We start from the raw sequence: 18,753 nt of genomic DNA on the forward strand, positions 1-18,753 counted from the left end.
GTCGGGCAGGCGGCCCGACGGGAGCTCGACCACCAGGTCGTCGACGGCGACCCCGCTGCCGCGCTCGACGACGTCCACGCTGAGGATGTCGGCGCCTACCGTGCCGAGCGCCGTGGCGACCGCGCCGAGGGTCCCCGGGCTGTCCGGAAGGAGGACCCGGATCAGGAACGACACCACGCGCCCCTCTCACCTCTGGCGTCCCAGCCTTGCCGTGGGACGCTCGATGCCGGTCGCCGATTGTGACAGACCCACCCGGCTCGCGGGACCTGCTGTCCGCCGGGCGGGATGTGAGCGTCGCCGGACGGCAGCCGGCTTGCGCCGGGCGTAACCCAGTCGAGTCCGCCCACGCCGTCACCATAGACTTGCAGCTTCCGAGACAACCCGCACAGCACAACCCGGGAGTCACCCGCGTGCCCAACATTTCCCGAGACGAGGTCGCGCACCTCGCGAAGCTGGCCAGGCTGGCCGTGACCGACGACGAACTCGACGTCTTCGCCGGCCAGCTCGACCAGATCCTGGACTCGGTGGCCAAGGTGAGCGAGGTCGCCGCCGCCGACGTGCCGCCCACGTCGCACGCCGTGCCGCTGACGAACGTCTTCCGACAGGACGTCGTCGTCCCCGGGCTCACGCAGCAGCAGGCGCTGGCCGGTGCGCCGGCCGCCGAAGAAGGCCGTTTCCGGGTGCCGCGGATTCTGGGGGAAGAGCAGTGACCGAGCTCATCAAGCTGACCGCCGCGGAGCTGGCGGAGAAGATCCACTCGCGCGAGGTGTCCGCGGTCGAGGTCACACAGGCCCACCTGGACCGGATCGCCGAGGTCGACGACCACATCCACGCGTTCCTGCACGTCGACACCGACGGCGCGCTGGCCGCGGCCAAGAAGGTCGACGAGGGCCTCGCGGACGGCAAGGCGCCCGCGTCGCCGCTGGCCGGCGTGCCGCTCGCGCTCAAGGACGTGCTGACCACCGAGGGCGTGCCGACGACCTGTGGTTCGAAGACGCTCGAAGGCTGGCTGCCGCCGTACGACGCGACCGTGACGCGCAAGCTGCGCGAGGCCGGCGTCGTCATCCTCGGCAAGACGAACATGGATGAGTTCGCCATGGGGTCGTCGACCGAGAACTCCGCTTACGGCCCGACGCACAACCCGTGGGACCACGCCCGCATCCCGGGCGGGTCGGGCGGTGGCTCGTCGGCGTCGATCGCGGCGTTCGAGGCCGCCATCGCCATCGGCACCGACACCGGTGGGTCGATCCGGCAGCCCGGGTCCGTCACCGGCACCGTCGGGGTCAAGCCGACCTACGGCGGGGTGTCGCGCTACGGCCTCGTCGCCTTCTCGTCCTCGCTCGACCAGGCCGGTCCCTGCGCGCGGACGGTGCTCGACGCCGCCCTGCTGCACGAGGTCATCGCCGGCTACGACCCGCGGGACTCGACGTCCATCGACGCGCCGGTGCCGCCGGTCGTCGCCGCTGCGCGCCAGGGCGCGAACGGTGACCTGAAGGGTGTCAAGGTCGGCGTCGTGAAGGAGTTCGGCGGCGACGGCTACCAGCCGGGCGTGCTGCGGTCGTTCCAGGCCGCGGTCGAGCAGCTGCGGGCGCTCGGCGCCGAGGTCGTCGAGGTGTCTTGTCCGCATTTCGTCTACGCGCTGCCCGCGTACTACCTGATCGCGCCGAGCGAGTGCTCGTCGAACCTCGCGCGGTTCGACGCCATGCGCTACGGCCTGCGCGTCGCCGACGACGGCACGCACAGCGCCGAAGAGGTCATGTCGCTGACGCGGGAGAAGGGCTTCGGCGCCGAGGTCAAGCGGCGGATCATGCTGGGCACCTACGCGTTGTCGTCCGGCTACTACGACGCCTACTACGGCTCGGCGCAGAAGGTGCGCACGCTCATCACGCGGGACTTCGACGCCGCCTTCGAGCAGGTCGATGTCCTCGTTTCGCCTACGACGCCGACCACGGCGTTCAAGATCGGCGAGCGCGTCGACGACCCCATGGCGATGTACCTCGCCGACCTGTGCACGATCCCGTCGAACCTCGCCGGCAACGCCGCCATGAGCGTGCCGAGCGGGCTGTCCGACGAGGACGGCCTGCCGGTCGGGCTGCAGATCATGGCCCCGGCGCTCGCCGACGACCGGCTCTACCGGGTCGGCGCCGCCTACGAGGCCGCCCGTGACGCCGCCGCCGGTGGGGCTCTCATCCACAAGGTCCCGGAGCTGGGAGGAACGAAGTGACTGCCGTGGCCGAGTTGATGGACTACGCCGACGTCGTCGAGCGGTTCGACCCGGTGCTCGGGCTCGAGGTGCACGTCGAGCTCAGCACGAACACCAAGATGTTCTGCGGCTGCGCCAACGAGTTCGGCGGCGAGCCGAACACGAAGGTGTGCCCGACCTGCCTGGGCCTGCCCGGTGCGCTGCCGGCCCTCAACGGCAAGGCCGTCGAGGGGGCGATCCGGATCGGGCTCGCGCTCAACTGCGAGATCGCCGAGTGGTGCCGGTTCGCGCGGAAGAACTACTTCTACCCGGACATGCCGAAGAACTTCCAGACGTCGCAGTACGACGAGCCGATCGCCTTCAACGGCTACCTCGACGTCACGCTCGACGACGGCGAGGTCGTGCGCGTGGAGATCGAGCGCGCGCACATGGAGGAGGACACCGGCAAGTCGCTGCACGTCGGCGGCGCCACCGGGCGGATCCACGGTGCCGAGCACTCGCTGCTCGACTACAACCGGGCCGGCGTACCCTTGATCGAAATTGTGACGAAGCCGATCGAAGGCACCGGTGAGCGGGCGCCCGAGGTCGCACGGGCCTACGTGAGCGCGCTGCGTGACCTGCTCCGCGCCCTCGACGTGTCCGACGTCCGGATGGATCAGGGCTCGCTGCGGTGCGACGCGAACGTCTCGCTGATGGCGAAGGACGCGACCGAGTTCGGCACGCGGACCGAGACGAAGAACGTCAACTCGCTGCGCAGCGTCGAGCGCGCTGTCCGCTACGAGATGACGCGGCAGGCGGCGATCCTCGCCGAGGGCGGTTCGATCAAGCAGGAGACGCGGCACTTCCAGGAGGCCGACGGCACCACCTCGTCGGGCCGGACGAAGGAGACCGCCGAGGACTATCGGTACTTCCCGGAGCCCGACCTGGTCCCGATCGCGCCGTCGCGCGAATGGGTCGAGGAGCTGCGCGGGACGCTGCCGGAGATGCCTTCGGAGCGGCGGAAGCGGATCCAGCAGGAATGGTCGCTTTCCGACGAGGCCCTGCGTGACCTGCTGAACGTCGGCGCGGTCGACCTCGTCGCGGCCACGGTCGAGGCCGGCGCGTCGCCGGACGAGGCCCGCGGGTGGTGGGTCAACACCCTCGCCCAGGAGGCCAACGCCCGCGAGGTCGAGCTGGCCGAGCTGGCGATCACCCCGGCCCAGGTGGCCGAGGTGATCGGGCTGGTCACGTCCGGCGAACTGACGAACAAGCTGGCGAAGGAAGTCGTCCAGGGTGTGCTCGCCGGTGAGGGCGAGCCGCGGGACGTCGTCGAGAAGCGCGGGCTGAAGGTCGTCTCCGACGACTCGGCGCTGCTTGCGGCGATCGACGAGGCCCTGGCGGCGCAGCCGGACGTCGCGGACAAGATCCGCGGCGGGAAGGTCGCCGCGGCGGGCGCCATCGTCGGCGCGGTCATGAAGGCGACCAAGGGGCAGGCCGACGCCAAGCGCGTGCGCGAGCTGATCATCGAGCGCGTCGGTTCCTGACGTTGCCGGGATTCGTCAAAAGCGTTACCTGGCGCGAGTGGCTCGGCCTGGCGGCCGGGCTGCTCGCGCTGGGTTCGACGTTCCTGCCGTGGACCACGCTGACCGCCACCAAACCGGACATCGAAGACATCCTCGCGCAGCTGCCCCACGATGACGTCGTCCGCGACGCGTGGCACTCGAGCTTCTTCGCCTGGTGCCCGCCGCTGCCGTTGCTGCTGGCGGGACTGGTCGTGGTCGTTTTCGGGCGAATCCGGACCCTGCGCGTCAGCGGCCTGCCTCAGCTGTGGCTGGTCGTCGCCGCGGCGTCGCTGCTGCTGATGGTGCTGGGCTGTTTCACCCTGGACTGGGAGTTCGACGCCGACCAGCGCGGCATCTTCGAGGCCGCCGGGGTCGCCATCGGGCCTGGCCTGGGCCGGTTCCTCGGGGTGTTCGCGGCGCTGGTGTCCGGCGTTGGCGCTTTCCTGGACATGCGGGCGATGCGGGCCGAGAGCCGGCAGCCGCGGAAGTCCCGCAGCAAGAGCGGCTGATCTTCGCGTCCCCTTCGGTAAGGTTCCTGCCGCTGGAGAATTTTCGACCGGGTACGGGAGTCGTCCGACCGGTGGATCGCGATCGTTGACAACGTTGACATCGTGGTCGGCCGTTGCGTGAGAAAGCGCTTTCTGGAACGGTCGGAGAGGCGCAGCCCGGCCGCGGAGATCGCCGCCCCCGCGGCGGGACGGGCGGCGCGGATCGGCGCTGCTGGGGCGCCGGAGCCGTGGAGGGAGACCCGGGTTGGCTCAGGGAAAGCGCTTACGGGTGGCCGTCATCGGGACCGGGGCCATCGCGGAGAGCCACCGGACCGCTTTCGAGGCCCACCACGAAGACGTCGACATCGTGGCCGCCGCCGACGTCGACGAGGCGCGGGTCGCCGCGTTCTGCGCCGGGACCGGGCACGCCAAGCCCTACCACGACCTGGGCACCCTGCTGGCCGAGCAGGAACCGGACCTCGTCTCGATCTGCACGCCGCCGGGCCTGCACGTCGAGCAGGCGAAGAAGGCGCTCGAGAGCGGCGCCTGGGTCTGGTGCGAAAAGCCGCCTTGCCGGTCGCTCGCCGAGTTCGACGAGATGACCGTCGCCGAGCGGGATGGGGGGCCGTACGCCGCCTTCGTCTACCAGCAGCGGTCCGGCTCGGGGGCCGCGCACTTCCGGGAGCTGCTCGCCAGTGGGGAGCTGGGGCGTCCGCTCGTCGCGCACTGCCAGACCACCTGGTACCGCGATGCCGCCTACTACGCGGTGCCGTGGCGCGGGCGCTGGGAGACCGAGGGTGGCGGGCCGGCCATGGGCCACGGCATCCACCAGATGGATCTGCTCCTCCACCTGCTCGGCGACTGGGCCGAGGTGCGGGCGATGACCGCGCGGCTCGTGCACGACGTCGAGACCGAGGACGTCTCCACCGCGCTCGTCCGATTCGAGTCGGGGGCGCTGGCGACCGTCGTCAACAGCGTCCTCTCGCCGGATGAGGTGAGCCGGATCCGGATCGACTGCGAGCACGCCACCGCGGAGCTCAGTCACCTCTACGGGTACGGCGTCAAGGACTGGCGCTACACACCCGCGCCGCACGTCGGCGGGGAGGTTGTCGAGCGGTGGCACACGCCGGCTGCCGATGTCGACAGTTCGCACGCCGCCGCGTTCGCGCCGATCCTCGCCGCCTACCGGGCCGGGCGGCGGCCGCCGTGCAGCGGGGATGACGGGCGGCAGGTGCTGGAGTTCGTCGCCGCGCTCTACAAGTCCGCCTCCACCGGGCTCGGCGTGCGCCGCGGGGAGATCGGGCCGGGTGATCCCTTCTACCGCTCGATGGCGGGCGACCAGGCAGGAGGACGTGGATGAGCGCGACGATCACGGTGACCCACCGGTACGGCGAGCGCGTGTCCGTCGAGGCGGGCGGCGTCGAGCTGATGTCCTATGTGTACAAGCCCGACCCGGTGGCCTTCGAATCGCGCAAGCCCTACGCCCACCCGCTGCGGACCCTCGGCGGCCGGCACGTCAGCGGGTACCGGCCCGCCGACCACCGGTGGCACAAGGGCCTGCAGATGACGTCGAGCCACCTGTCCGGGCAGAACTTCTGGGGCGGCCACACCTACGTCCCCGGCGACTGGTACCAGGAGCTGCCCGACCGCATCGGCTCCATGCGGCACGACGGGTTCGCCCGCTTCACCGTCGAGCGCGATCGGCTCGGCTTCACCGAGGACCTCACCTGGGTCGCCAACGGCGGGGACGAGTGGGCGCGGGAGCGACGGGACATCGTCGTCCACTCGGTCGAACCGGACGACGGGTCCTGGGCGCTCGACTGGGCGATCGACCTGACCAACATCCGCGACACCCCGCTCGTGTTCGGCAGCCCGACCACCGCCGGCCGCGAGCAAGCCGGGTACACCGGCCTGCACTGGCGGGGTCCCCGGGACTTCGGCGGCGGCCGGGTCCTGGGCCCCGGCGACCTCGAGGGCGAAGCGATGATGGGCGCGCAGGCGCCGTGGCTCGCGTTCGTCGGCGAGCACGACGACGTCGACGGGCATTCGACGCTCCTGTTCGCCCACGCACCCGAGAACGACAAGGCCATCCACGAGTCGCACTGGTTCGTCCGGGCCCAGGAAGCGCCCATGGTCGCCTTCTCGTGGGCGTTTTTCGACGAGTTCGAGCTGGCGCCGGGCGAGAGCTTCGCCTACCGGTACCGGATCGTCGTCGCCGACGGGGCGTGGGACCGCGACCGGGTGACCCGCTACCTCGACGGGCACGGGTGGTCATGAACGATTTTCCGCTCCCGGGTGGCATCGGCGTCTCGCACCTGCGCGCTTACGACTGGACGGCCGAGGACGGCGTCTGCGGGGGCAGCCCGCACGTCCACCTCGCCTGCACCGAGGCCTACGTCGTCACCGGAGGCCGCGGGGCCGTCCAGACGCTGAGCGCCGGCGGCTACGCGGAGACGCCCCTGGAGCCCGGCGTGATCGCGTGGTTCTCGCCCGGCACCGTGCACCGGATGGTGCAGGACGACGGCCTGCGCGTCACGGTCCTCATGCAGAACAGCGGGCTGCCGGAGGCCGGGGACGCCGTCTTCACCTTCCCGCCCGACGTGCTCGCCGACCCGGCCGCCTACGCCAGGGCCGCGGCGTTGCCGAAAAGCGACAACGCCGCGCGGCAACGCCGTGACCTGGCCGTTCGCGGATATCTGCCGTTGCGCGACGCCCTGCGGGACGGCGACGCCGGACCGTTGCGGGCGTTCCACCGGGCGGCCGTCGCGCTCGTCGCGCCGAAGGTCGCAGAGTGGGTACCGCGCTGGCAGGCCGGGGCGTTGCGGGCCGCCGAACTGACCGGGGCGCATCTCAAGGCGCTCGCCGACGGCGACGGGAGCCATCTCGACCGGTCCGGCCTGCGGGTCGCGACGCCGTCGAACCCGGACGGCTACGGCATGTGCGGGCGCCGGGCCGAATACGACATCCCATGGGACGGATCCGACCAGGAAGGCTTGCAGTGATGAACCAGTCCAGCATCGGAGTGCTGCTCAACGGGGTGACGGGCCGGATGGGCTACCGGCAGCACCTGCTGCGGTCGGTCCTGGCGATCCGCGAACAGGGTGGCGTCGCCCTGCCGGACGGCAGCCGCGTGCAGCTCGAGCCGATCCTCGCCGGGCGCAACGCCGCGAAGCTCAAGGACCTCGCCGACCGGCACGGCCTGACGGCGTGGACCACCGACGCCGATTCCGCGCTGCAGGACGTCGACGTCTACTTCGACGCGCAGCTGACCTCGGCGCGCGAGCCGTCGGTGCGGGCGGCGATCGCCGCGGGCAAGCACGTCTACGCCGAAAAGCCCCTCGCCGAGACGCTCCCGGCCGCGATGGAGCTCGCCGGGCTCGCGCGGGACGCCGGGATCTGCCACGGCGTCGTGCACGACAAGCTGTTCCTGCCCGGGCTGCTCAAGCTGCGGCGGCTGGTCGACGGCGGGTTCTTCGGGCGGATCCTGTCCGTGCGCGGCGAGTTCGGCTACTGGGTCTTCGAGGGGGACTGGCAGGATGCGCAGCGCCCGAGCTGGAACTACCGGGCCGAGGACGGCGGCGGGATCGTGCTCGACATGTTCTGCCACTGGAACTACGTGCTCGAGAACCTCTTCGGCCGCGTCTCGGCGGTGACGGCGAAGGCGGTGACGCACATCCCGCGTCGCTGGGACGAGCAGGGCGAGGCGTACGCGGCGACGGCGGACGACGCCGCGTACGGCATCTTCGAGCTGGAGTCGGGGGTCATCGCGCAGATCAACTCGTCGTGGTCCACCCGGGTTTTCCGCGACGAGCTGGTCGAGTTCCAGGTCGACGGCACCGAGGGCAGCGCGGTCGCGGGGCTGCGGCGCTGCCGCGTCCAGCACCGGTCGGCGACGCCGAAGCCCGTCTGGAACCCGGACCTGCCGGCCACCGAGCCCTTCCGCGACCAGTGGCAGGAAGTGCCGGACAACGCCGAGTTCGACAACGGCTTCAAGGCGCAGTGGGAGGAGTTCGTGCGGGACGTCGTCGCCGGGCGGCAGCACCGCTACGACTTCTTCTCGGCCGCCCGGGGGCTGCAGGTCGCGGAGGCCGGGCTGACGTCGTCGGCCGAGGGACGGCGGGTGGAGCTGAAGCCGCTGAGCTGACCGGCTGCCGGACAAGGCGGCCGGCCGGTCGGGAGACGGTCGGCCGCCACGGCTCCGGCGCGGGTCTTCGGCGCCGAGAACCCACGCCGAGGTATCGGCGAAGGCGCCCCACCGGCCGTGGTCGAATATCGGCGACGGCGGAAACCCGCAGGTCAGTCCCGGCCGTTGCCGCCGCCGGACGTGGCCGGGGTGATCAGCACGACGCGGTCGTCGCTGGAGACCGGGGTGCCGCCGTCCTTGTTGACCGTGCCCGCCACCGCCAGCTGCGGGTTGATCATGCTCATGCCGGCCAGCCGCCCGTAGGTCACCGGCGGCTTGCCGGTCTTGCCGTCGAGGCTCACCGTCGGCTTGCCGCTGATCGCGCCCTCCGGGGTCACCGGCAGGTTCTGCAGGTTGCCCGCCAGCGACGTGCCGACCGACAGGGAGCCGTTGGCGTCGACGAAGTCGGCGCAGCCCGCGACACCCGGCTTGTCCGGCCAGGTCCACGCCGGCGTCGTCAGCGGCCGGCCGTCCTGGACCCGGTAGAGGACGTCCTTGTCGGCGAGGTGGTCGGTGACCCAGACGCGGCCGCCGTCGGCGGACGCGCACACGCCGCCCGGTGCGTGCAGGCCGTTCGCCACCACGAGCGCGCCGTTCGGGTTGCCCGCCGCGGCCTTGCCGGAGGTGTCGATCCGCAGCAGCTTCCCGGCGAGGGAGTTCGGGTCGGCCGCGGCGCCCGGGTTGCCCGCGTCGCCGGTCGCGACCAGCAGCGCGCCCCGGTTGTCGGTGCCGATCGTGCCGCGGTTGCCGGACGCGCCCTTCGGGATGCCGGTGAGCACCGGCTTCGGCGCCTGGCCCTTGGCGAAGCGCACGACGCGGTTGTCGGTCGCGGTCGTGACGTAGGCGAAGACCAGCTGGTCCTCGACGTACGACGGCGACAGCGCGAGGCCGGTCAGGCCGCCGTCGCCGGCCGCCTGGACGTCGAGCTTCGCGAAGTCCGTCGCGTCCTTGCCGGCCGTGGCCAGCAGGACGCGGCCGCTCTTGCGCTCGCCGGCCAGCGCGCTCGGCGTGAAGCCGTCGCCGGGCAGGCCGGCCACCGCGGCGACGGTGTCCAGGCACGTCGCGATCACCGACGGGTCGAAGTCCTTGCAGCCCTGCGGCGGCGGCACGGGGGCGGCCGACTGGCCGGGCCGCGCCTGCTTGCCGTCGCTCCCGGAATCCGCGCCGGGGCCCTGGACCTCGGGCGGCGACTCGGGGCTCGGCACGGGAGCGGGGCTGAACGTCTGGCCCGCCGCGGTGTCGTCGAACCGCGCGCACCCCGCGGGCAGCAGGACGCCGCAGGCCACGATCGCCAGCAAGGCCGAGCGGTACCGGGTGCGCATGATCCCCCAGCCTAGGGGCCGGTGCGTGAACCATGGGTGAGTACTCCTCGATTACGTTGGGGATCATGACGCTGACCGTGCTGGTGCCCGACGACGAGGGCATGAACGTGCTCGCCGAGGTCCCGCGGGTCCTGCCCGTGCGCTACCAGTGGGGCGAGCCGGTGCCGCCCGAGGCCGCGAAAGCCGAGGTCCTCATCCCCGGCAAGCACCCGCCGGGCGAGCAGCTGTGGCGCACGCTGCCGAACCTGAAGCTGATCCAGCTGCTGTCCGCCGGCGCCGAGGACTGGGTCGGCAAGGTGCCCGACGGCGTCCTGCTCTCCACCTGCCGCGGCGCGCACGGCGGGAGCACGGCCGAATGGGTGGTGGCCGCGCTGCTGTCGATGTACCGGAAGCTGGACGTCTTCGCCGCGGCGCAGCGGGACGGCCGGTGGGAGCGGCAGACGGCGGACACGCTGCAGGGCAAGCGCGTGCTCGTCATCGGCGCCGGCGACCTCGGGCGGCACCTGCGGCGCCGGCTCGAGCCGTTCGACGCGCGCTGCACGATGGTCGGGATGACGGCGCGGGAGGGCGTGCACGGCGTGCGCGAGCTGCCCGTGCTGCTCGAACTGCACGACGTCGTGGTGCTGATGGTGCCGCTGACCTCCCGGACGCGGGGGATGGTCGACGCCGAGTTCCTGGCCCGGATGCGTGACGGGGCGGTGCTGGTGAACGTCTCGCGCGGCGCCGTCGTGGACACCGATGCTTTGGTCGCCGAATTGACCACGGGCCGGTTGCGGGCGGCCCTCGACGTCACCGATCCCGAGCCACCGCCCGCCGGGCACCCGCTGTGGACGGTGCCGGGGCTGCTGCTGACGCCGCACGTCGGCGGGGCCGTGCGCGGGGTGCGGGGTCGTTCGTACGCCGTGGCCGCGGCCGAGATCGCCCGGTACGCCGGTGGGGAGCTGCCGGACAACCTCGTCCACGGCGAATACTGAGCTCGCCAGGCCCGCGCGATTCTTCTAACCTTCGCGGGTGAGCAGTGGAGACGACTTTTCGCAGCAGCCCACCAGCCTCCTGTCGGGCGTCGAGGACGATGGGTCGGACGACACGCCGCGCCAGGGCGGGCTCGGCCTCGGCCTGCTGGTCCTGCGGCTGGCGCTCGGGGTGACCATGGGCGCGCACGGCCTGCAGCACCTGTTCGGCCTGTTCGGCGGGCCGGGCATCGGCGGGTTCGCGCGGGTGCTGGAGACGTACGGCTACCACAAGCAGACGACGCTGCTGTCGTGGATCACCGGCATCACCGAGCTGGCCGGCGGGGTGCTGGTGATCGTCGGGCTGTTCACGCCGCTGGCCGCGGCCGGGCTGCTCGGGGTGGCGGCCAACGCGGTGTACGCGAAGTTCCACGGCGGGTTCTTCGAGGGCTCGGGGCAGGGGTTCGAGTTCGAGCTGCTGCTGGCGGCCTCGGCGTTGAGCCTGCTGTTCACCGGATCCGGGCCGATTTCGCTGGAGCGGAACACCCCGTGGCGGAAGCGGCCGTTGCCGTTGGGGCTGGTTTCGCTGCTGCTGGCCGCCGCGGCGGCCGTGGTGGTCATCGTCTTGACCCGGTGAAGCTGGGGACAACCCCGGTTCCGAGGCCCGGAAATGTCGGTGCCTTCCGGTAACGTTGAAACCGGGGGTCCCCCTCGCGGCCGGGGTGGGTTTACTTGTTCACGTCCCGGACCGCGCCCGTGTCCGCCGACGTGGCCATCCGGGCGTACGCGCGCAGAGCCGCCGTCACCGGGCGCTGGCGCTCCTTCGGCTGCCACGGCCGCTCCGACGCCTCCATCTTCGCGCGGCGCTCGGCCAGGATCGCGTCGTCCACCAGCAGCTCGAGCCGGCGCTCGTGGATGTCCAGCAGGATCCTGTCGCCGTTCTCCACCAGGCCGATCAGGCCGCCCGCGGCCGCCTCGGGGGAGATGTGACCCACCGAGATGCCCGAGGAGCCGCCCGAGAAGCGGCCGTCCGTGATCAACGCGCACTTCTTGCCGAGGCCCGATCCCTTGAGGAACGCCGTCGGGTGCAGCATCTCCTGCATGCCCGGGCCGCCCGCCGGGCCCTCGTAGCGGATCACCAGGACCTCGCCCGGCTGGATCTCCTTCTTCAAGATCGCCGACACCGCTTCCTCCTGGCTCTCCAGGACCCGCGCCGGGCCCTCGAAGTGCCACAGGTCCTCGTCGATGCCCGCGGCCTTGATCACCGCGCCGTTCTCCGCCAGGTTGCCCCGGAGGATCGCCAGGCCGCCGTCCTTCGTGTACGCGTGCTCGACGTCGCGGATGCAGCCGCCCGCCGCGTCGGTGTCCAGGGACGACCAGCGGTTCGACGTCGAGAACGCCTGCGTCGTGCGGACTCCGCCCGGCGCCGCGTGGAACAGCTCGACCGCGGTGTCGGAAGGCGAAGCGGCGCGGATGTCCCACGCGCCCAGCCACGACTCCAGATCACGCGAGTGCACCGACCAGACGTCGGTGTTGAGCAGGCCGCCGCGGTACAGCTCGCCGAGGATCGCCGGGATTCCGCCCGCCCGGTGGACGTCCTCCATGTGGTAGTCGGAGTTCGGCGCCACCTTCGACAGGCACGGCACGCGGCGGCCGATCGCGTCGATGTCGGCGATCGTGAAGTCGACCTCGCCCTCCTGGGCGGCCGCGAGGATGTGCAGCACCGTGTTCGTCGAACCGCCCATGGCCATGTCGAGCGCCATCGCGTTCTCGAACGCCGCCTTCGACGCGATCGAGCGCGGCAGGACCGACGCGTCGTCCTCCTCGTACCAGCGGCGGCACAGCTCGACGACCGTGCGGCCGGCCTCCTCGAACAGCGCCCGGCGCGCGGCGTGCGTCGCCAGCGTCGAGCCGTTGCCCGGCAGCGAAAGCCCCAGCGCTTCGGTGAGGCAGTTCATCGAGTTCGCGGTGAACATGCCCGAGCACGAGCCGCAGGTCGGACAGGCCGAGCGCTCGACGATGTCGAGGCCGTCGTCGTCGACCTCGGTGCTCGCGGACGCCGCGATCGCCGTGATCAGGTCGGTCGGGGCCTGCGCGACGCCGCCGACGACGACCGCCTTGCCGGCCTCCATCGGGCCGCCGGAGACGAAGACCACCGGGATGTTCAGGCGCATCGCCGCGTTGAGCATGCCCGGGGTGATCTTGTCGCAGTTGGAGATGCACACCAGCGCGTCGGCCTGGTGCGCGTTGACCATGTACTCCACCGAGTCGGCGATGATCTCGCGCGAGGGCAGCGAATAGAGCATGCCGGAGTGGCCCATGGCGATGCCGTCGTCGACGGCGATCGTGTGGAACTCGCGCGCGACGCCGCCGGCTTCCTTGACCGCGCCCGCGACGATCTCGCCGAGGTCCTTCAGGTGCACGTGCCCCGGCACGAACTGCGTGTAGGAGTTGGCGATCGCGACGATCGGCTTGCCGAAGTCGCTGTCGGTCATGCCCGTGGCGCGCCAGAGCGAGCGCGCGCCCGCCGCGTTGCGGCCGTGGGTGGTGGTCCGGGAACGGAGAGGCGGCACGGGAAACTCCCAGGTCAAAGGGTGGCCGGCGAAACTGGTAGGACCAATTTACGCCGTCGGCCACACTGAGCCCGCCGCGGGGTTACTCGCTCGGTGCCGTCCCGGGCTTGACGTCCTCGGCGTCGAGCACCCCGCTCGGGTCCGCGACGAGCCCCTCGCTGACCAGCGACAGCACGGGCAGGTGCCGGGTGCGCACGGTCGGCAGCGGCACCTTCGTGTCGTCCTGCAGCACCGCTTGCACGCGCGCCCGCTTCGTGATCGCGAGCCCCTTCAGCGCCGACCACGGGATGTCGCGGTGGCCGAACATCGTGCGGACCGCCAGGCCCGAGCGCGTCGCGATCGTGCGGTGGCGGACCACGAACACCGCCAGCGCGATCGGGAAGATGTAGAGCCACTGCAGGTACGGGATCTCCCCGAGCGCGATCGGCGTCACGCAGATCGTCAGGAGGGCGATCGCCATGAAGGACGTGCGGGGGACGCGGAAGACGGCCTTCCGGCCTTCGTCCTGCTGTTTTTCGGCCACGCGGAAATGGTGCACCGCGCGCACGACCGGCTCGAACCCGGGTCGGACGCCAGTGACGTGCGCCGCTGCCGTGTCCACGATGCGGACTCACCATCCCGCAGAGTTGACACCCGCATGGCGTTCGGTCTAGCGTCATCGCCGTGACACCGCTGACCGGCCTCGTACTTCCCAAGCGCGTCGACGCTTAGGGAAGACTTTCCGCTGCGTCGACGCGCGAACCCTCGTGCGACCTTACGGTCGGCGAGGGTTTTTTGTTGCCCTAGGGAAGCAATTCCCCGCCCCACCGCACAAAACCGACCCGAACGAGTGACACCGAGACCCACGAGGCAGATCCGATGACCAGTGCGACGTCGCGCAGCGACGCGAAGCCCGGGCCGACGCCCGGAACGCCCGGAGCACGTCCGAAGCCGGCACCTCCGGCGGGAACGCCGGTGCGCGTCACCGGCGCCCAGTCCCTCGTGCGCTCGCTCGAGGCCGTCGGCGCCGAGGTGGTCTTCGGGATTCCGGGCGGCACCATCCTGCCCGCCTACGACCCGCTCCTCGACTCGACGAAGGTCCGGCACGTCCTGGTCCGCCACGAACAGGGCGCCGGGCACGCCGCCACCGGCTACGCGCAGGCCACCGGCAAGGTCGGCGTCTGCATGGCCACCTCGGGCCCGGGCGCGACCAACCTGGTCACCCCGCTCGCCGACGCGAACATGGACTCGGTCCCGGTCGTGGCCATCACCGGCCAGCAGTCCCGCGCGCTGATCGGCACCGACGCGTTCCAGGAAGCCGACATCTGCGGCATCACCATGCCGATCACCAAGCACAACTTCCTCGTCACCGACCCCGCGGACATCCCGCGGACCATCGCCGAGGCGTTCCACCTGGCGAGCACCGGCCGACCCGGCCCGGTCCTGGTGGACATCCCCAAGGACGTGCTGCAGGAGATGACCTCGTTCTCCTGGCCGACGGAGCTGCGGCTGCCGGGCTACCGCCCCACGCTGCGCCCGCACGGCAAGCAGGTCCGCGAAGCCGCGAAGCTGATCGCGAAGTCGCGGCGCCCGGTGCTCTACGTCGGCGGCGGCGTCATCAAGGCCGAAGCGCACGAGCAGCTGAAGCAGCTCGCCGAGCTGACGAACATCCCCGTCGTCACCACGCTGATGGCGCGCGGCGCGTTCCCCGACTCGCACCCGCAGCACCTCGGCATGCCGGGCATGCACGGCTCGGTCGCCGCGGTCGCCGCCATGCAGCGCGCCGACCTGCTGATCGCGCTCGGCGCCCGGTTCGACGACCGCGTCACCGGCCAGCTGGAGTCGTTCGCGCCGGACGCCGCGGTCGTGCACGCCGACATCGACCCGGCCGAGATCTCCAAGAACCGCAAGGCCGACGTCCCGATCGTGGGCGACTGCAAGGAGATCATCGGCGAGCTGATCACCGCCGTGAAGGCGGAGTTCGACCACGGCGGGCAGCCGGACCTGGCCGACTGGTGGACCCAGGCCGACGACTGGCGCAAGACCTACCCGGCCGGTTACGAGTGGCCCGACGACGGTTCGCTGTCGCCGCAGTACGTCATCGAGCGGATCGGCGAGCTCGTCGGCCCGGACGCCGTCTACGCCGCCGGTGTCGGCCAGCACCAGATGTGGGCCGCGCAGTTCGTCAAGTACGAGAACCCGCGCACCTGGATCAACTCCGGCGGCCTCGGCACCATGGGCTACGCGGTGCCCGCCGCGATGGGCGCGCAGTTCGGCGTCCCGGACAAGGCCGTCTGGGCGATCGACGGCGACGGCTGCTTCCAGATGACCAACCAGGAGCTGGCCACCTGCGCCATCGAGGGCGCGCCGATCAAGGTCGCCGTGATCAACAACGGCAACCTGGGCATGGTCCGGCAGTGGCAGAACCTCTTCTACTCGGAGCGGTACTCCAACACCGACCTGGGGACGCACAAGCACCGCATCCCGGACTTCGTGCTGCTGGCCGAGGCGCTGGGCTGCGCCGGCCTGCGGTGCGAGACGCGCGAGGACGTCGACGCCACCATCCGCCGCGCGATGGAAATCAACGACCGCCCCGTCGTGATCGACTTCGTGGTGGGGAAGGATGCCCAGGTGTGGCCGATGGTCGCGGCCGGCACCGGCAACGACGAGATCATGGCGGTCCGGGGCATCCGGCCGCTGTTCGACGACGACGAGGTTTCGGTGGAGACCACGGAAGCCGCCGCGGAAGGTGGCGAGCACTGAGATGACCGTTCACACGCTGAGTGTCCTGGTCGAGAACAAGCCCGGTGTGCTCGCGCGCGTCTCGGGCCTGTTCTCCCGCCGCGGGTTCAACATCGAGTCCCTCGCCGTCGGGCCCACGGAAAACCCCGAGGTGTCCCGCATGACGATCGTGGTCGCCGTGGAAGAGCTACCGCTCGAACAGGTGACGAAGCAGCTCAACAAGCTGGTCAACGTGATCAAGATCGTCGAGCTGGAGCAGTCGACCGCCGTGCAGCGTGAACTGCTGCTGGTGAAGGTTCGCGCCGACAACACTGTGCGCAGCCAGGTCCTCGAAACCGTCCAGCTCTTCCGGGCCAAGGTGGTGGACGTCTCTCCCGAGGCACTCACCGTCGAGGCCACCGGGACGTCCGACAAGATCGGTGCGCTGCTGCGGATGCTGGAGCCTTATGGCATCCGCGAGCTCGTGCAGTCCGGCATGGTCGCGGTGGGTCGCGGAGCGCGCTCGATCACCGCTACTTCGCCCCGCTAGAAACTTTGTAAGTCAGGAAAGGAAGCAGTAACCCCCATGGCAGTGGAAATCTTCTACGACGACGACGCCGACCTCTCGATCATCCAGGGGCGCAAGGTCGCTGTCATCGGCTACGGCAGCCAGGGCCACGCCCACTCGCTGAGCCTGCGCGACTCCGGCGTCGACGTCCGCATCGGCCTGCCCGAGGGGTCCAAGTCGCGGGCGAAGGCCGAGGAGCAGGGCCTGCGCGTGCTCACCCCGGCCGAGGCGTCGGCCGAGGCCGACCTGATCATGATCCTGGCGCCGGACACGAAGCAGCGCTTCATCTACGAGCAGGACATCGCGCCGAACCTCAAGGATGGCGACGCGCTCTTCTTCGGGCACGGCTTCAACATCCGCTACGACCTGATCAAGCCGCCGTCCAACGTGGACGTCGCCATGGTCGCCCCGAAGGGCCCGGGCCACCTGGTCCGCCGCCAGTTCGTCGACGGCAAGGGCGTCCCGGCGCTCATCGCGGTCGAGCAGGACGCCTCCGGCAACGCCCAGGCGCTCGCCCTCTCCTACGCGGCCGCCATCGGTGGCGCCCGCGCCGGTGTCATCAAGACGACGTTCACCGAGGAGACCGAGACCGACCTCTTCGGCGAGCAGGCCGTGCTCTGCGGTGGCGCGTCCGCGCTGGTGCAGACCGGGTTCGAGGTGCTCACCGAGGCCGGCTACGCCCCGGAGATCGCCTACTTCGAGGTGCTGCACGAGCTGAAGCTGATCGTCGACCTCATGTACGAGGGCGGCATCGCGCGCCAGCGCTACTCGATCTCCGACACCGCCGAGTACGGCGACCTGACCCGCGGCCCGCGCGTCATCTCGCCGGCGGTCAAGGAAGAGATGAAGAAGATCCTCGGCGAGATCCAGGACGGCACGTTCGCCCGCGAGTGGGTCGCCGAGGACGAGGCCGGCCGGCCGAACTTCACCAAGCTCGAGGAGCAGGGCAACCAGCACCCGATCGAGGCGACCGGCAAGAAGCTGCGCGACCTGATGTCGTGGGTGGACCGGCCGATCACCGAGACCGCCTGACGTTTTGCCCGTCACCGAAGGGGACGCTCGCTGCCGGGCGTCCCCTTCGGTGTCTCGTTACGCTGGCCGCATGACCGATGACAAGGAGCACATCCGGCACCACCTCGACCTTTCGCGGGCCGAGTGGATCCGGGGTGAACCTGCGGGCGTCACCCTCGACGAGGTCGTCGAGTACGCCTTCGTGCCGCACACCGACGGCGTGACCTACGTCGCGATGCGGAAGTCGACGGATCCCGGCGGGGTGGTTCTGGTCTTCACCCCGTCGGAATGGGACGCGTTCCTCAAGGGCGTCCGGGACGGCGAGTTCGACCTGCCCGAGACCTAGCGGAGTTTCGCGGCCAGTTCGGGAATCCGCCCGAGGTCGCCGGCGATGCCGAGGTGGTCGCCGTAGTCGCGGGATTCGACGATCAAGCCGCCGGAGATCCGCATGACGAAGATGTTCGCGATCCGCACCGGTTTCCCGCCGTGGCTGCCCTGGTAGGCGAATTCGCCGATCAGCACTTCCGGATCGGTGCCCTGGTAGGTGACCAGGTCCGCGACCGAGAACCCCGGGTTCAGCGCCTTGCCCGCCGCGAAGTGCGCCCGCAGCTCGTCTCGGGTGCGCACGACCTCGGAGCCCGGCTGGAACGGGTGCGTGACGTGCGTTTCTTCCGCGTACAGCTCCGGCAGCTCCTCCCAGCGCCCGGCCGCGACGCCGTGCACGAGGCGCTCGAACACCGTGTCCGAGCTCTCCGGCGTGACCGGGGACAGTTCGCGCGGCGGCGCCTGCTCGTAGGCCTCGACCAGCTGGTCGACGCCGTCTCGGATGACCGCGAGCCGCAGGTAGTCGTGGTAGTCGCGGGAGTGGACGATCAGGCCGTCCCGCACGCGCAGCACCTGGATGTTGGCCGTCGGGATGGTCCGCCCGGTCGCCACGGATTCGGCGTCGTAGTCGTACTCGGCGACGATCACCTCGGGATCCGTCGTCTCGTGCACGACGACGTTCCGGCGCTTGAGCCGCAGGGCGCCGGCGAGGGCGCCGGTGAACCGTTCGTGGACCGTCGCGCGGCCGGTGATGCGGGTGGGCCGCGGCACGGCCTGGGGGTGTTCGACGACGGTGTCTTCGGCGTAGAGCGCGGAAAGCTCCTCCCACCTCCCTTCGCTGATGCCGTCGGACAGCGCGGCGAACACCTCGCGGGGTGAGTTCATGAGGT

General features: G+C 71.0%; 19 protein-coding genes. 14 read left to right on the forward strand and 5 right to left on the reverse strand.

What is annotated here, in order from left to right; genetic code table 11:
* Positions 1–174 (reverse strand): ACT domain-containing protein (locus tag CCN39_RS14460; RefSeq protein ID WP_167455087.1); only part of this gene is annotated, 174 nt, incomplete at its 3' end.
* Between the two features lie 236 nt (positions 175–410).
* Here CCN39_RS14460 and gatC point away from each other — a divergent pair.
* From gatC to CCN39_RS14500, 8 genes are all read left to right on the forward strand, one after another.
* A complete protein-coding gene (gene gatC, locus CCN39_RS14465; RefSeq protein ID WP_086842257.1) occupies positions 411–710 on the forward strand; it encodes an Asp-tRNA(Asn)/Glu-tRNA(Gln) amidotransferase subunit GatC in 300 nt (99 codons plus the stop codon).
* A complete protein-coding gene (gene gatA, locus CCN39_RS14470; protein ID WP_086842259.1) occupies positions 707–2,224 on the forward strand; it encodes an Asp-tRNA(Asn)/Glu-tRNA(Gln) amidotransferase subunit GatA in 1,518 nt (505 codons plus the stop codon). The genes gatC and gatA overlap by 4 nt, the downstream gene beginning before the upstream one ends.
* Complete coding sequence (gene gatB / locus CCN39_RS14475; RefSeq protein ID WP_086842261.1) at positions 2,221–3,726, forward strand: Asp-tRNA(Asn)/Glu-tRNA(Gln) amidotransferase subunit GatB; 1,506 nt, start codon at positions 2,221–2,223, stop codon at positions 3,724–3,726. Before gatA ends, gatB begins: the two co-directional genes overlap by 4 nt.
* Complete coding sequence (locus CCN39_RS14480; RefSeq protein ID WP_086842263.1) at positions 3,723–4,253, forward strand: hypothetical protein; 531 nt, start codon at positions 3,723–3,725, stop codon at positions 4,251–4,253. The genes gatB and CCN39_RS14480 overlap by 4 nt, the downstream gene beginning before the upstream one ends.
* Positions 4,254–4,521: 268 nt before the next feature.
* Positions 4,522–5,592: a Gfo/Idh/MocA family protein gene (locus CCN39_RS14485; protein WP_086842265.1), complete on the forward strand. Its 1,071-nt coding sequence runs from the start codon at positions 4,522–4,524 to the stop codon at positions 5,590–5,592.
* A complete protein-coding gene (locus CCN39_RS14490) occupies positions 5,589–6,509 on the forward strand; it encodes a DUF6807 domain-containing protein (RefSeq protein ID WP_086842267.1) in 921 nt (306 codons plus the stop codon). The genes CCN39_RS14485 and CCN39_RS14490 overlap by 4 nt, the downstream gene beginning before the upstream one ends.
* Positions 6,506–7,234: a cupin domain-containing protein gene (locus tag CCN39_RS14495; RefSeq protein WP_086842316.1), complete on the forward strand. Its 729-nt coding sequence runs from the start codon at positions 6,506–6,508 to the stop codon at positions 7,232–7,234. The genes CCN39_RS14490 and CCN39_RS14495 overlap by 4 nt, the downstream gene beginning before the upstream one ends.
* Entirely contained in the window at positions 7,234–8,376 is a 1,143-nt protein-coding gene (locus CCN39_RS14500; RefSeq protein WP_086842269.1) for a Gfo/Idh/MocA family protein, read from the forward strand. Before CCN39_RS14495 ends, CCN39_RS14500 begins: the two co-directional genes overlap by 1 nt.
* 152 nt (positions 8,377–8,528) lie before the next feature.
* On the opposite strand, the gene CCN39_RS14505 is transcribed toward CCN39_RS14500, so the two are convergent.
* On the reverse strand, positions 8,529–9,737 hold the full coding sequence (locus CCN39_RS14505; protein ID WP_086842271.1) for a PQQ-dependent sugar dehydrogenase: 1,209 nt from the start codon (positions 9,735–9,737) through the stop codon (positions 8,529–8,531).
* Between the two features lie 65 nt (positions 9,738–9,802).
* Here CCN39_RS14505 and CCN39_RS14510 point away from each other — a divergent pair, with 65 nt between their 5' ends.
* Both CCN39_RS14510 and CCN39_RS14515 read left to right on the forward strand, forming a co-directional pair.
* The gene (locus CCN39_RS14510) at positions 9,803–10,711 is read left to right on the forward strand and encodes a 2-hydroxyacid dehydrogenase (RefSeq protein ID WP_167455083.1); all 909 of its coding nucleotides are present in this window, start codon (positions 9,803–9,805) and stop codon (positions 10,709–10,711) included.
* Between the two features lie 37 nt (positions 10,712–10,748).
* The gene (locus CCN39_RS14515) at positions 10,749–11,324 is read left to right on the forward strand and encodes a DoxX family protein (RefSeq protein ID WP_086842275.1); all 576 of its coding nucleotides are present in this window, start codon (positions 10,749–10,751) and stop codon (positions 11,322–11,324) included.
* Between the two features lie 91 nt (positions 11,325–11,415).
* On the opposite strand, the gene ilvD is transcribed toward CCN39_RS14515, so the two are convergent.
* Both ilvD and CCN39_RS14525 read right to left on the reverse strand, forming a co-directional pair.
* Entirely contained in the window at positions 11,416–13,260 is a 1,845-nt protein-coding gene (gene ilvD, locus CCN39_RS14520) for a dihydroxy-acid dehydratase (RefSeq protein WP_086842277.1), read from the reverse strand.
* Positions 13,261–13,342: 82 nt separating this feature from the next.
* Entirely contained in the window at positions 13,343–13,864 is a 522-nt protein-coding gene (locus CCN39_RS14525; RefSeq protein ID WP_086842279.1) for a PH domain-containing protein, read from the reverse strand.
* 254 nt (positions 13,865–14,118) lie between these two features.
* Between CCN39_RS14525 and CCN39_RS14530 the strand changes: the two genes are divergently transcribed.
* The 4 genes from CCN39_RS14530 (at position 14,119) to CCN39_RS14545 (ending at position 17,885) form a co-directional block, all read left to right on the forward strand.
* On the forward strand, positions 14,119–16,002 hold the full coding sequence (locus CCN39_RS14530; protein ID WP_167455084.1) for an acetolactate synthase large subunit: 1,884 nt from the start codon (positions 14,119–14,121) through the stop codon (positions 16,000–16,002).
* A gap of 1 nt (position 16,003) precedes the next feature.
* The gene (gene ilvN, locus CCN39_RS14535; RefSeq protein ID WP_086842284.1) at positions 16,004–16,510 is read left to right on the forward strand and encodes an acetolactate synthase small subunit; all 507 of its coding nucleotides are present in this window, start codon (positions 16,004–16,006) and stop codon (positions 16,508–16,510) included.
* Positions 16,511–16,546: 36 nt separating this feature from the next.
* Complete coding sequence (ilvC, locus tag CCN39_RS14540; RefSeq protein ID WP_086842286.1) at positions 16,547–17,560, forward strand: ketol-acid reductoisomerase; 1,014 nt, start codon at positions 16,547–16,549, stop codon at positions 17,558–17,560.
* Positions 17,561–17,630: 70 nt separating this feature from the next.
* Positions 17,631–17,885, forward strand: a complete 255-nt coding sequence (locus CCN39_RS14545) for a DUF397 domain-containing protein (RefSeq protein ID WP_086842288.1) — start codon at positions 17,631–17,633, stop codon at positions 17,883–17,885.
* On the opposite strand, the gene CCN39_RS14550 is transcribed toward CCN39_RS14545, so the two are convergent.
* Positions 17,882–18,748: a nuclear transport factor 2 family protein gene (locus CCN39_RS14550; protein ID WP_086842290.1), complete on the reverse strand. Its 867-nt coding sequence runs from the start codon at positions 18,746–18,748 to the stop codon at positions 17,882–17,884. The two genes, CCN39_RS14545 and CCN39_RS14550, sit on opposite strands and share 4 nt — an antisense overlap.
* Positions 18,749–18,753 lie beyond the last annotated feature (5 nt).

Source organism: Amycolatopsis kentuckyensis (genome assembly GCF_002155975.1).
GTDB classification, from domain to species: Bacteria; Actinomycetota; Actinomycetes; order Mycobacteriales; family Pseudonocardiaceae; genus Amycolatopsis; species Amycolatopsis kentuckyensis.

What these genes read in the sequence shown, in the direction of transcription:
- CCN39_RS14490 (WP_086842267.1), top strand. Translation starts at nt 5,589, where the DNA reads ATGAGCGCGACGATCACGGTGACCCACCGGTACGGCGAGCGCGTGTCC.
- CCN39_RS14495 (WP_086842316.1), top strand. Translation starts at nt 6,506, where the DNA reads ATGAACGATTTTCCGCTCCCGGGTGGCATCGGCGTCTCGCACCTGCGC.
- CCN39_RS14500 (WP_086842269.1), top strand. Translation starts at nt 7,234, where the DNA reads ATGAACCAGTCCAGCATCGGAGTGCTGCTCAACGGGGTGACGGGCCGG.
- CCN39_RS14505 (WP_086842271.1), bottom strand. Translation starts at nt 9,737, where the DNA reads ATGCGCACCCGGTACCGCTCGGCCTTGCTGGCGATCGTGGCCTGCGGC.
- CCN39_RS14510 (WP_167455083.1), top strand. Translation starts at nt 9,803, where the DNA reads ATGACGCTGACCGTGCTGGTGCCCGACGACGAGGGCATGAACGTGCTC.
- CCN39_RS14530 (WP_167455084.1), top strand. Translation starts at nt 14,119, where the DNA reads ATGACCAGTGCGACGTCGCGCAGCGACGCGAAGCCCGGGCCGACGCCC.
- ilvN (WP_086842284.1), top strand. Translation starts at nt 16,004, where the DNA reads ATGACCGTTCACACGCTGAGTGTCCTGGTCGAGAACAAGCCCGGTGTG.
- ilvC (WP_086842286.1), top strand. Translation starts at nt 16,547, where the DNA reads ATGGCAGTGGAAATCTTCTACGACGACGACGCCGACCTCTCGATCATC.
- CCN39_RS14545 (WP_086842288.1), top strand. Translation starts at nt 17,631, where the DNA reads ATGACCGATGACAAGGAGCACATCCGGCACCACCTCGACCTTTCGCGG.
- CCN39_RS14550 (WP_086842290.1), bottom strand. Translation starts at nt 18,748, where the DNA reads ATGAACTCACCCCGCGAGGTGTTCGCCGCGCTGTCCGACGGCATCAGC.